Consider the following 13,250-nt stretch of genomic DNA (forward strand, 5'->3'; position numbering starts at 1 on the left):
ATTATGCTATTGGTGTTAATGAGGAATGTGCTTGTAAAATTATAACAGTTGATGCCTATGCTCAATCATTAGAGTTTTACGAAAAATTAGGGTTTAAATATCTTTCAGATAGCGACATAGAGAATGATACTAGGCAAATGTATTTAAACTTAACTCCAATTATTACTGCCTCGATTGAAAACCCAGCAGTGTAAATTTTTTTCAATTAAAATTAAAACCTACCAATTTTATTTAGGCTTTCTACTTCGTTTTCATTTTCATTTTTTTGAGATTTACTTTTTCCCCGAACTTTTTGAAGGTTTTAACGATGGTGTGTTACCGGGCGTGTTTTTATTATCTCGTTGTCGTTTGTCAGGCTTTCCTGTTGATTCTGCAATTCTCTTTGGCCCTGGTTTAAGTGACATAATACTGAAATTAAATTATTTAACTTTTAACAAAGTTAATTGTTTTTTATCGAAAAAATACTGATTTATCAAGTCCCTATCATTTTCAGTACCATTTTAAATATACTTCTCATCGCTGCTTTGTTATGTGTGGTGTGTTGTTTCTTGCACGCTCTCCGTGCACTATTTCGCACAAGGGACTGCAGCGGAAAGCCGTGCTGAAAAAAGGCGATTGAAGCCTGTTTTGCGGGGGCGACCCCAGAAGCCGACGCAAAATTTGGCTGAAACGACTTTTGAAGTGCGCCTTGCAGCGTAAGGCCCGACCTGCCGCCACAGCTGTTTCCACTAAATATCCGGCGGCAGGATGTGCCCAAATAAACATCCTAAAAACAAAAAAGCCCTGCACAAGGCAAGGCTTTCGGGTGGTCCCACTTGGAATCGAACCAAGCACCTACTGATTATGAGTCAGTTGCTCTAACCGAATGAGCTATAGGACCGTTTAGGGCTGCAATATTACTAACTATTTGTGTTTTCTGCAACTATATCCTGACACAACTCGACTAAAACGCCGTTTGCCGACTTAGGGTGCACAAAACAAACCCACTTATTGTCGGCACCGCGCTTAGGCGTTTCGTTTAGCAAGGTAAATCCGGCTTCGCGCAAACGCGTCATTTCTGCCTGAATATCGGCTACGGCAAACGCAATATGGTGAATGCCTTCACCTTTTTTCTCTATAAACTTGGCAATAGCCGAATCGGTTGTGGTTGCTTCTAACAACTCTATTTTATTGGGCCCGTTTTCGAAAAATGAGGTTTTTACGCCCTCGCTTTCAACGGTTTCTTCCTTGTACGGCGTCGCACCTAGCAATTTTTCGTACAAACTGTTAGCCGCTGCCAAATCGCGCACGGCAATTCCTATATGTTCTATTTTAAGCATATCGTTTTTTTTCAAAAATAAACTTTCGCACCGATGTTCTGCGCTTTAGTGCCTTACATTTTGCACGATTCGCCTAAATTTGCAGCATGGAAACAAACAGACAGAAAAAAATAGGCGCTTTGTTGCAAAAAGATTTGGTTGATATTTTGCAAGGCGAAATTCGTAAAAACCACATTGCTAATTTGGTGATTTCTGTGAGTAAAGTTTCTGTTACCACAGATTTATCGGTTGCCGCCGTTCACCTAAGCATATTTCCACCGGAACGTGCCGCAGAAATGTTGGCCGCCATTAAAACCAACGCTCCGTTAATTAAACACGATTTGGCACAGCGCGTGAAAATGCAATTGCGTCGCGTACCGTCGCTAAATTTTTATATCGACGATTCGTTAGAATACATCGAACAAATCGACAAGGCGTTGTCGGGCGCAGAAAATCCGATTGAGAACCCCGAATTATTACCACGCAGAAAGAAATCGTAGTGAACGTTTCTTTTTACATTGCTCGTAGATACTTGCGCAGTGCCAGCAAAAGCACTGCAATTAACGTTATTAACCGGATTGCTGCCGTGGGAATTGTTGCCGGAGGAGCCGCTTTGTTTGTGGCCTTGTCGGTTTTTAGCGGTCTGATCAACTTTTCACTTTCGTTTTCTAATGCGGCCGATCCGGATTTGAAAGTGGTAGTTGTTCAAGGAAAATCGATTCAAATAACACCCGAACAGAAACGTCGTTTAACAGAGCTTCCATACGTGTACAAATGGTCGGCCGTGGTGGAAGAGCGTGCTTTATTTACGTACAACGGCAAAGAACAAGTGGCTGTTTTGAAAGGCGTTGACGGAAATTTTACGGCAGTAACGGGTTTGCAGAAATCGATTTATGCCGGCGAATGGTTTTTGCAGAACAGCGGACAAGTAGTTGTTGGTTCGGGCTTGGCGCAGAATTTATCGTTAGGTTTGCTGGATTACAACAACGTATTCGAAGTTTTGATGCCGCGTGCCGGTGGCGCTGAGGTGAATGCCGTATCGGATGCCTTTCACCAAACCGTTTTATATCCGTCGGGCTTTTTTTCGGTTTCGGAAGAGTTAGATGCCAATTACGTTTTTTGCGACATCCGACTCGCGCAGCAGCTGTTGGAATACCAACCTAATGAATACAGCGCAATTGAATTTTCGGTGAGTAGTCCGGATGAAATCGACCAAACCCAACAAGCCATATCACAAATTTTGGGAACGAAGGTTGAAGTGAAAAATAGAGCGCAACTTAACGATGCACTTTACAAAATGCTCAATACCGAGAATTTAGTAGTGTATTTGTTTTTTACATTGGTTTTAATCATCGTGATGTTTAACCTCATTGGCGCATTGATTATGATGATTATCGAGAAGAAAAGCAATCTGCAAACCTTGTTAAATATGGGAATGTCGGTTAAGCAGTTACGCCGAATTTTTTTACTACAAGGTAGTTTGTTGTGCGTTGTTGGTGGTATTATCGGTATCGGAATTGGTGCCGTTTTGGTGTATTTACAGCAGCAATTTAGTTTGGTGATGATTACTCCAACCTTAGCATATCCGATTGTTTTCGAGATAAAAAATGTCGTTATAGTTTTTGTAACCATAACGACATTGGGATTTTTAGCTTCGATGTTAGCGTCGAACCGTGTCTCTGCTCGTTTTCTGAGCGAGAAATAATGTTAAACGTGAGTTCGACATAAAAATCTACGTTAGAACGCTTAAATTGAGTCATTTAAATACTTTACGGAAATTTTTGCTAAGCTATTTTAAAAGCTAATCATTTAAACAGTCGCTTACTTCGTTGTATTTTTTTGAGATACCTCGGTATCCCAAAGAAAATACGCCTTGTAATCAACTATTTAACTGATTTCTAACTTTAATTTTTACATCGAACTCACGTTATTTAGTGAATAATTTTTCGACTCACCACTGTTCCGTTTTCTAAGCTTATTTGCGCAATAATTAAACGGTTTTGCGATGCTAAGTCGTCGATGTAAAACGTGTCGGCGTTTTCTGTGTTGTAATTTCTTATTTTCTTGCCGCTCACATCAAAAACCGAGATAGAGGCTATTTTCTGTCCGTTGCTTCTAAAGCCAAGCTTATTTCCAGTTTTTATGACTTGAAGGTCGGAACTAGAGTCTGGATTGTCTACAGAAAGCGGTGCAGAGGTAAAGCGCAATTCAAAACGCTCGTCGAAAGTTCCGACGGTTGTAGTGAAGTGGTAGCGCGTTTCTTTGATGTTGGTTAAAATATCTAAATCTTTATCCAATAAAAACACGTCCTGATTTTCGAAAAAGCCGTCTAGATTTTCGATACCTATAGATGCAGGTGTTTCCAGTGTAGAAGTATATCCTAACGGAATAACATCGTTGTCGCTAAAATTGAGGTCTCTTCCTTGTATTACGAGTTTTTTATCGTTTAGAAGGGAGTAGAATGAAAAGTAGTTTCCGCCGTTGTTAACGTCGCCGTCGAACCCATAGTCGATTTCATTTGTTGCGCCAGGTACGTAACCGATTAAAGTTTCGGTATAAGCACCGTCTGGATTCGTCAAATTCAACCAAACGCGACTTTTACCACTGTTACTAGGTTCTGAAAAGGTAGTAGCTTGTACTTGCGAAGCTGGTCTGAAAAACTGATTGTTGCTGTTAGCTGTTTTAACGCGCATACTGTTATTCACGATCAGGTTTCTTACACCGTTTGATAAGTTGTTTTGCACTTCAACAAAGAAACCTTGTCCGGACGCGATTTTACCGTTGGGAGCCACACCGCCCGAAGTTGCTGCCAAGCCTTTTACAGAGCCGGTTAAGTTGTAAACAGCATAATCGTCGGCAGAGTAATTGTATGCGTAATTACCCGGAAAAGCTGTACTTATGGCGCTGTTGTGTGTCCAAATGTAAATGGTTCCTGTAAGGATGCCGAGGTTGTTTGCGTTAGATAGAAATAAATCGGCATCGAGTGCAGAAGGGTAGGGGTTTCCAATTAAGTTAAATGTAGCAGTTCCGTTTTTAGCCGCTGGGATCGTGACAACTCCCGTATTTGGAATTCCCGTAAACGTAACTTCGTATGAATTAGTTGGGTTATACGTCAGGTTTTCGGGCGCTCGTGCCGAATAGCCTAAGCCCGGAACCAAGATGTCGTTTTCATTTACAAATACCCAACCATAGTCGGAGTTTCCGCTCTGCATAGGATCGTACTTAAAGGTCCAAGTTGGCGCATTATTTACCAAAACGTGCGCAGGTTGATTTTTAAGTGGTGAGCTCCAATAGATATAATCGTATTGCTTAAGCGGAGTTGTTTTTCGTTTTACGGTAATGTTGCCGTTGTGTGTAGCAGTATCGCTTATTTGTACTAAACTTCCGCCGTCGGCAATATCCAAGGCGCCTTCAACATCAATGCCGTTTTCAACTTGAACAACTGTGTGTGGCGCAATGGTGAGCGTGCGATTGTTTTTTACACGTAATTCGCAGCAAACGAACGATCCGTTTGTGGCCGTGTTGTAGTTTCCGTTAAGTACCACAGAGGATGTAGCTGTTGGTGTGCCGTTCGACCAAGCGGTTCCGCTCCAAGCTGTGGTGGTACTGCAACGCGAAAACTCGTCGGCGCCCATGTCTGGCGTAGTGGTGCTGCGCTCTTGTCCGTCGATGTCTGAACTAAACCCAGAAAGAACCACGCCTTCATTATCGAAGTTTGTTACTTCTGATTCTAAACGTAAATCGGTGTCGGAAACAAAATCGGGTGTCACAGAAATGGAATTTTGGTCTTTTCCGGTTGAAGTTTGCCAATTTGCTAAACTCGTTCTGCGGTTTGTTGTGGTATAATAACTTCCCCAGCTTCCGATGTGCTGTGAAGAAACGTAATCGTTGTAATCGATTTGTGTAAAGCTACTTTGGTTGGTAATGTTGGAATATACCGCAAATCGAATAGAACCGCTGGTTTGTTGGTTTACGAAGACGTTGTTGCGAATGTCGAATTGTGCACCGGCATCGATATACAAACAGGCTGAGGCTCCAGTGGATTGATTTGTTTTCAAGAGTACAGAATTGTAGTACAAACGATTTCCGGTTCCTGATTTTAGGTAAATTCCGTAACCGCCTTGGCTACTTGGGTCGCCACCGCCCGCCGACGAAACATTACTTACCATGTTGTTGTACAAGGTGTTCGAATTTCCTTCGACATAAATACCTGTAGCCAATTTTGAATCGGAAGCGCGAATGGTGTAAATTTCGTTTCCGTTGACTGTTCCGTTGTTTCCCTTTACATGAATGGCGTTTAATCCGATGGATGAAGAATTGGTAACTGCTGATTCAATATTGTTATCCGAAATAACTGCAGTGTTTCCTTCGACGTAGATTACGATATTCGTGTCGTTTCCCGTTGCGTTTTCCAAATTCTTCACTGTGTTTGAAGTAACTACAGCGTTAGCTCCAAAAATGTAAATGCCTCCGAAACTCGGGCTTCCACCTAAGCCATTTGGTCGTCGGATACCATCCAGAACGTTACCAGTAACGGTAGCGTTTGTGGTATTGTTCAAGTAAATTCCATAATAGGGTTTGGAGTTGTTATTTGAATTTCCGATGGTATTGTTACGAATTTCCCAACCTGAATTTGCTGTTGAATTTCCAGTGACCCAAATGCCTTGTTTTACATTGACAAATTGGTTGTTTTCGATGGTATTGGTAGCATTGTCGCCGTTTGCAATAAAATTGGCATTACCTCCGGCGTAGATTCCGATGGAGTTTGTTCCGTTCGTAATACCTACAATGTTCGTTTGAATGATGGCGTTACGTATGCGGTTATTTGTGGCTCCGCCGTACATTCGGATCGCAGCTCGATTGCTGTAAGAATTGCTGTTATCGTTAAAGTTGTTGAAGATAGTAAGTGTTTGATCAGTGCTTGTATTATTTCCGTCGATGGTTACGAAATCCGCACCATTGAGTTCTATGACGCCTCGATTGGTAAATGCACCAGAGATAACGATGTTGTTTTGTCCCGCGTTAGGTCGGATGGTTAAGGTGTTTGTGGCACTTGCTCCTGTGAATGCATTGATTACAACAGGATTGGTCAAGGTTTGATTCTGCGCAAGCGCTAAGACAACGGGGCCGGAAACACCGACATTATTTATTCGAGTAATTGCAGCAGTTAGTGTGCGAAAATTTGGGTCAGCATTTGAAGTCTGTACTACATAAGTTCCACCAGGAACCTGGCCAAAAGCCGTAAATGTAAGTTGCAGAAATACAACAAGGGTAAACAATAGTCTCATAGCAAAATCTTTTTCGCTGCAAAAGTATTGTGCTACAGACGAGTGGCGCTATTTTATCGATTAACTGCGCAGTATTGACGACTATAAATGTTAATTCGTAACTTTTTAAGAATTGTATGAATTAATTTAACATTTGTTCGGATTGATTCTTTAGGAAATATCCATTTCTGGGATAAATCCTTCAATAATCAGATTTGCTTCGGTAGCTTTTACAATTTCTTCTACAGTTACGCCGGGTGCTCTTTCGAGAAGTTTAAATCCGTTAGGCGTTATTTCTAGAACTGCCAATTCGGTTACTACTTTTTTAACACAGCCCACGCCTGTAAGTGGTAGTGTACAGCGCTTAAGTATTTTTGATTCTCCCGCTTTGTTGACGTGCATCATGGCTACGATAATATTTTCTGCGGAAGCAACTAAATCCATTGCTCCGCCCATACCTTTCACCATTTTTCCAGGAATTTTCCAGTTGGCAATGTCGCCGTTTTCGGCAACTTCCATCGCTCCTAAAATGGTTAAATCGACTTTCTGGCTGCGGATCATTCCAAAACTAAAAGCCGAGTCGAAAAAGCTGGCTCCGGGTAAAGTAGTAATGGTTTGCTTTCCCGCGTTGATGATATCTGCATCTTCTTCTCCTTCAAAAGGGAAAGGCCCCATACCTAAAACGCCGTTTTCACTTTGAAATTCGACCGAAATATCGGTGCGTACATAATTGGCTACCAAAGTCGGAATACCAATTCCCAGATTCACATAAAAGCCGTCTTTTACTTCTTTAGCGATTCGTTTTGCGATTTGTTCTTTGGTTAGCATCTTTAGCTGTTTTTCGGTCTTACTGTTCTTTGCTCAATTCTCTTTTCGAATGTTTCTCCTTGGAAAATACACTGTACCATAATTCCAGGAATATGAATTTCATTCGGGTCGAGTGTTCCCGCTGGCACTAATTCTTCAACTTCGGCTATGGTAATTTTTGCTGCTCCAGCCATAGGTGCATTAAAGTTGCGTGCAGTTCCTTTGAAAATTAAGTTACCCGCTTCATCGCCTTTCCACGCTTTCACTATCGAATAGTCGGCTTTGTAAGCGTGTTCTAAAATGTGCATTTTGCCGTTAAATTCCTTTACTTCTTTACCTTCAGCCACTTCGGTTCCGTAACCAGCAGGCGTGTAAAAGGCGGGAATTCCAGCTTGAGCTGCGCGACATTTTTCCGCCAAGGTTCCTTGTGGAGTTAATTCTACTTCCAGTTCGCCCGAAAGCATCTGACGTTCGAATTCGGCATTTTCTCCCACATACGAACTAATCATTTTTTTAATTTGTCGTTTTTGGAGGAGAAGTCCCAGTCCAAAATCATCTACACCGGCGTTGTTGGAAATGCAAGTTAGTTGCGTCACGTTCAACCGAACTAATTCCGCAATAGCGTTTTCGGGAATGCCACAAAGGCCAAAACCGCCAAGCATAATCGTCATACCGTCTTGAATACCTGCAAGAGCTTCAGCGACAGAGTTTACTTTCTTTACAATCATTTATGCTGATTTTTTTTGATTTTTAAATCTCAAATTCGTCTGTATTCTGTTCTTCTTCAACAGGTACATTCTCGTTTTCGTCTGTAGAAGTGGTGTCGCGAACCGCCTGATAACAGTCAACTTTTATTTGCAAATTCGCGGGTCTTTCAAAGGGTTCACGAGACACTTCAAGCGTTTCATCGCCGTAGCATTTTTTCATAAAGATGGCCCAAATGGGGAGCGCGGCTGTTGCACCTTGACCATAGGTTATTCCTTTAAAGTGTGCGGAACGATCTTCATTTCCTACCCAAACTCCAGCGGCTAAGTTGGGAACCATGCCTACAAACCAACCATCCGATTGATTCTGAGTAGTTCCTGTTTTCCCTGCAATTGGATTTCGGAATGCGTATGGATAACCCGTTACCCGATTGTATCCGTGGCCGCCGCCTTCTGTGCGTAATCGCGCTCCAGAACCCGACTCCGTAACGCCTTCCAAAAGTTTAATCACTGCATAAGCAATGTCTTTATTTAAAACGTCGTGCTGTTCGGTTACTGGTTTATAAAGCAGAACGCCGTTTTTGTCTTCAATGCGGTCGATAACTTGTGGCTTAACGTAAACGCCTTGATTAGCGAAAGTACTGTAAGCCGCAACCATATCTTGAACGGTGATTTCAACGGCTCCTAAAGCAATTGATGGCTGCGAGGGAATATCGCTGTTTACACCTAATTTTTTAGTGAGTTCGATTACGGCATCTGGACCCACTTTGTCGATTAGTTTTGCAGAAACGGTGTTAATCGACAAGGCTAATGCTTTCTTTAAGGTTACCATGCCGCGGTATTCGCCGTTGGAGTTGCTTGGCGTCCAGGTTTCGGTAACGTTGTGGCGACCTTTTGGTATCGTAAATGGCGAGTCGATAATAGAATCGCAAGGCGACATGTTAAGTTGTTCGATTGCAGTTGCATAAACAAACGGCTTGAATGTTGAACCAACCTGTCTTGCGCCTTGAGCCACGTGATCGTACTGAAAGTGCTTGTAATTGATTCCGCCAACCCATGCTTTTACGTGTCCGGATTGCGGTTCCATAGCCATCATCCCGGTTTGCAAGAAGCTTTTGTAGTAGCGAATAGAATCGTTTGGCGTCATTACCGTGTCGCGCTCTCCGTCCCACGTAAACACGCTCATTTTTGTTTTCTTATTGAAGGATGCGAGAATTTCGGAATCCGATTTACCGTTTTCTTTAAGAATGCGCCATCTTTCCGAATTTTTGCGCGCTTTCATCATCAACTTTTCCGTTTCGGCTTCGGTGAGTTTTATGAAAGGAGCGTTTTCATTTTTAGATTGCTCGGTATTGAACTCTTCTTGCAGATTTTTCAAGTGCATTTGTACCGCCTCTTCGGCATAGGTTTGCATGCGCGAATCGATCGTAGTGTAAATTTTTAGTCCGTCGCGGTAAATATCATAGTCGCTGCCGTCGGGTTTTTTATTGTCTTTAACCCACTGTTTCATGAATTCGCGCAGGTATTCGCGGAAGTACGTAGCAATTCCGGATTTATGTGTTTGCAACTCGAATTTCAGTTTGATAGGCAATTTTTGTAAACGCTCTTTTTCGTTTTGGCTAATAATATTGGCTTTAGCCATTTGTGCCAGAACTACGTTGCGACGGTTTTTAACGCCTTGCGGATTTCGAACCGGATTGTAGAGCGCCGAATTTTTAAACATACCAACTAAAATCGCCGATTCGTCTGTGGTAAGTTCTTTCGGTTCTTTTCCGAAATATGTTTTTGCCGCAGAACGAATTCCGATGGCGTAGTTATTGAAATCGTATACGTTGAAGTACATTGCAATGATTTCGTCTTTGGTATACTGGCGCTCAAGGCGAACGGCGATAATCCATTCTTTCACTTTTTGGATCATCCGAAACAAGATGAAGTGCGAGCCTTCGCCGTGAAAAAGTTGCTTAGCTAATTGTTGGGTTAGGGTAGAAGCACCGCCATCGGTTCCGACTTTAATTACAGCACCTAGTGTTCGACGACCATCGATACCAGAATGCTCGTAGAAACGTTCGTCTTCGGTAGCAATGAGTGCGTTTACCAGATTTTTAGGTAAATCTTTATATTTGATAGCCGTCCGGTTTTCGTTGTAAAACTTTCCGATTACCACGCCGTCTGAAGAAATGATTTCTGTAGCCAAGTTTGAATTTGGATTTTCAAGCTCTTCAAACGATGGCATAGAACCCAGCAAGCCCCACGACGCAAACAAAAAAGTGGCGAAGATTCCGCCCATGAGGTAAAAATAGTAGCGCCAAAACTTCTTTTTGTAAAAAGAGATGTCTCTATTGATATTAAATTGTTCCTTAATTGACATAATTAGGGTATTGATTCGATTCTAAATCCGATGTCGGTTACGCCTTTTAAATATTCCTCACCTTCGATATTGCCTGTTTTTCGAACGGCTTGTCCGATGTTCACTTTGTATGGACCTTTTTTATCGAAGCGGTAATTTAATTTGTAAACTAATTTGTTGTCTTTTACGTCGCTAAATCCATCGCCCATGAGCGTTCCGTCTGGATTTGCCATCAAGTACTGCAAGGTGTCTACTTTGGTTAATCCGTTGGGTTCTTCCATTTTTACAACCAAATACAAATTGCTAAACTCATATTCGTTGTTGTTACGAACGTTGATGAACAAGTTATACGGTTTTTGTAGTTCGATGTCTTTTAATTCAAAGCTCGCAATCGAATCTTTATGCCACTGCGATCCCACATGTACGTATTCGTCGTATACGCGAAGTTTGTCGCAAGACGCTAACAGTAAAACGCAAAAAATCAGCAGGCAATTAAGAAGTTTTCTCATTGTTCGGACCGTTTTTTGGATTTCCTTTTTTGCGATCGTTGAAGCGCTTTTTGTTCTTGTTTGGCTTCTTTGCAGCAGCTGGAGCGACACCTTCCTTTGCTTGTTGCGGTGCGGCAACCGCTTGCTTTTCTTTCGGTTTTATGGCCACACCAACTTTTTCGCCTTTTGGTTTGTTTTTCTTGTTGTTTCGGCGGCGTTTTGGTTGGTCGAAACGAGTCAGACTCTCTTGGCCCATGGCATTTGTAAAGTCTTTCTCTTTGCTTTCAACGGGTTCGATCGCATAGTCTTCTAGTGCTGAAACCAAGCGCTTTTGCTTGTTTTCTTCGATGATTTCTTTGACTTGTTCGATGCGTAAAGTATGCCAATTGGCAAAGTTATCCGGATAGGCAAACCACATTAAGCCTTTAAAAATGTCTTGCTTTTGGCAGATAGCTACGCCTTTTTCAGTTTGTAATTTGGTGTCGAAATCTGGGAAACCTTTCAAGGCGTCCATGTAAGTGTCGAGTTCGTAATTCAAACAGCATTTTAGTTTTCCGCACTGTCCGGCCAACTTCTGTGGATTGAGCGATAGCTGTTGGTATCGCGCCGCCGAAGTATTTACCGAACGAAAATCGGTAAGCCAAGTAGAGCAACATAATTCTCTTCCGCAGGAACCAATACCGCCTAAACGAGCCGCTTCTTGTCGGAAACCAACCTGTTTCATCTCGATTCGCGTACTAAATTCTTTTGCAAATTCTTTGATGAGTTGTCTAAAATCGATACGATCTTCTGCGGTATAATAGAAAGTAGCCTTCGAACCGTCGCCTTGAAATTCGATATCCGAAATTTTCATTTGCAATTTTAGTGCGATAGCTAATTCGCGGGCTTTTACTTTCATGCTTTCTTCCCGATCGCGAACACTTTTCCAAATGTCGATGTCGCGCTGACTTGCTTTTCGGTAAATTTTTGGGACATCAACACGATCTTTCACGCCTTTTTTCTTCATTTGAACGCGAACCAACTCGCCCGTAAGAGTCACAATTCCGATATCGTGTCCGGGTGAAGCTTCGGTAGCAACAACGTCGCCAATACTTAAGCTTAGATTGTCGACATTTCTGAAAAAGTCTTTGCGTCCGTTTTTAAAACGCACTTCTACACAATCAAATTTTTCCTGTCCGGCAGGCAAACTCATGTTTGAAAGCCAGTCAAAAACCGTTAGTTTGTTACAACTATCGGTTCCGCATGTGCCTTTATTGTTGCAGCCCGCCGGCGCTGAGCCTCCGGTAGAGCAATTTCCACAAGCCATATTTTATAGAGATGTTGTTGCTAGAACAACTTGAAATCGTTAATAATTCAATCGGTAAAGATACTATATATCGGCAAAATCCGACAAGTGTTGGTGCTGTCAAATTAATCTTAAAGTAACCAACGTGAAAGTTTTGGATATTTATGTGTTTAAACGAATGATTTTGAAAATATTGTCTTTCTTTTTTTGAGAAGCTAGTTCCGATAGCTATCGGGATAGACACGAGTTCTGATAGCCATCGGGTTCGATGAATTCACCACTTAATGTATCATATTTCCCAACCAAACCCACGTATCGTCGCTGCCTGAGCAGGTCGAAGACAGCGTTGTGTACATTGTGATAGACTTTGTGAAACATGGTGCTCCCTAAATCTTTGAATCTCAAAATCTTTTAACCTCTGAAAATTACGGTTTTTCCGTAAAATTTATTTCCGGAAATTTTGTACGTGGGAATCGCTCCCCATCCCACCCGCCCCCATCGAGGCGAAGATTTGAAAAAAAATCGACATACGATTACGGGTTTTCCTCATATTTTTAGGAAGCATTGAGATTGGAGTATTTAGTATTAAGACTGGAGTATTAAGTATTAAGACTGGAGTATTAAATATTAAGACTTCGTGACGTTTAGCACTTAACGATTCATTTTTCCCAACCAAACCCACGTATCGCCGGAGCCTGAGCCTGGCGAAGGCATAAACTTTTTTTGAGAAGCTAGAAGCTAGACACTAGAAGCTAGACTTTGATGAATTCACCACTTAACGTATCGTTTTGCCCAACCTGACCCAGGGATTGTTGGAGCCTGAGCCTGTCGAAGGCAGCTTGTCGAAGGTGGCATCGTGTACATCGTGAAAAACTTTGTGAAACATGGTGCTCCCTAAATCTTTCAATCTCAAAATCTCTGAAAATTACGGTTTTTCCGTAAAATTTATTTCCAGGAATTTCGTACGTGGGAATCGCTCCCCATCCCACCCGCCCCCATCGAGGCGAAGTTTTGAAAAAAAATCGACATACGATTACGGGTTTTCCGCATATTT

9 protein-coding genes, 1 tRNA gene and 1 pseudogene are annotated in these 13,250 nt (G+C 42.1%); 3 read left to right on the forward strand and 8 right to left on the reverse strand.

Translation table 11 applies throughout. The annotated features are described in order from the left end of the window. Positions 1–194, forward strand: a pseudogene (locus tag ACOVQQ_RS12530) (hypothetical protein); the annotation flags it as partial. 612 nt (positions 195–806) lie between these two features. Here the strand turns inward: ACOVQQ_RS12530 and ACOVQQ_RS12535 are convergent. Next, positions 807–880 (reverse strand) — tRNA-Ile (locus ACOVQQ_RS12535). 19 nt (positions 881–899) lie between these two features. Then, complete coding sequence (mce, locus tag ACOVQQ_RS12540) at positions 900–1,319, reverse strand: methylmalonyl-CoA epimerase (RefSeq protein ID WP_421818497.1); 420 nt, start codon at positions 1,317–1,319, stop codon at positions 900–902. An 86-nt stretch (positions 1,320–1,405) separates the two neighbouring features. On the opposite strand from mce, the gene rbfA reads away from it, so the two are divergent. Continuing rightward, complete coding sequence (gene rbfA / locus ACOVQQ_RS12545; RefSeq protein WP_094485477.1) at positions 1,406–1,798, forward strand: 30S ribosome-binding factor RbfA; 393 nt, start codon at positions 1,406–1,408, stop codon at positions 1,796–1,798. Beyond that, positions 1,798–3,003 (forward strand): ABC transporter permease, encoded by a 1,206-nt coding sequence (locus ACOVQQ_RS12550; RefSeq protein ID WP_421818498.1) that lies wholly within the window; start codon positions 1,798–1,800, stop codon positions 3,001–3,003. The genes rbfA and ACOVQQ_RS12550 overlap by 1 nt, the downstream gene beginning before the upstream one ends. A gap of 226 nt (positions 3,004–3,229) precedes the next feature. Here ACOVQQ_RS12550 and ACOVQQ_RS12555 read toward each other — a convergent pair whose 3' ends face one another. The 6 genes from ACOVQQ_RS12555 to ACOVQQ_RS12580 form a co-directional block, all read right to left on the reverse strand. Continuing rightward, positions 3,230–6,586 carry a hypothetical protein gene (locus tag ACOVQQ_RS12555; RefSeq protein WP_421818499.1) on the reverse strand — a complete coding sequence of 1,119 codons (3,357 nt, stop codon included), beginning with the start codon at positions 6,584–6,586 and terminating at the stop codon, positions 3,230–3,232. 150 nt (positions 6,587–6,736) lie between these two features. Further along, positions 6,737–7,393, reverse strand: a complete 657-nt coding sequence (locus ACOVQQ_RS12560; protein WP_421818500.1) for a CoA transferase subunit B — start codon at positions 7,391–7,393, stop codon at positions 6,737–6,739. A gap of 2 nt (positions 7,394–7,395) precedes the next feature. Further along, positions 7,396–8,100 (reverse strand): CoA transferase subunit A, encoded by a 705-nt coding sequence (locus tag ACOVQQ_RS12565; RefSeq protein ID WP_421818501.1) that lies wholly within the window; start codon positions 8,098–8,100, stop codon positions 7,396–7,398. Positions 8,101–8,122: 22 nt separating this feature from the next. Then, entirely contained in the window at positions 8,123–10,444 is a 2,322-nt protein-coding gene (locus ACOVQQ_RS12570; RefSeq protein ID WP_094485482.1) for a penicillin-binding protein 1A, read from the reverse strand. Between the two features lie 2 nt (positions 10,445–10,446). Beyond that, positions 10,447–10,932 (reverse strand): gliding motility lipoprotein GldH, encoded by a 486-nt coding sequence (locus ACOVQQ_RS12575; RefSeq protein WP_421818502.1) that lies wholly within the window; start codon positions 10,930–10,932, stop codon positions 10,447–10,449. Then, positions 10,916–12,217 (reverse strand): PSP1 domain-containing protein, encoded by a 1,302-nt coding sequence (locus ACOVQQ_RS12580; RefSeq protein ID WP_421818503.1) that lies wholly within the window; start codon positions 12,215–12,217, stop codon positions 10,916–10,918. The genes ACOVQQ_RS12575 and ACOVQQ_RS12580 overlap by 17 nt, the downstream gene beginning before the upstream one ends. Positions 12,218–13,250: the final 1,033 nt, after the last annotated feature.

The organism is Flavobacterium sp., from assembly GCF_049240005.1.
In the GTDB taxonomy this organism is placed as follows: Bacteria; Bacteroidota; Bacteroidia; order Flavobacteriales; family Flavobacteriaceae; genus Flavobacterium.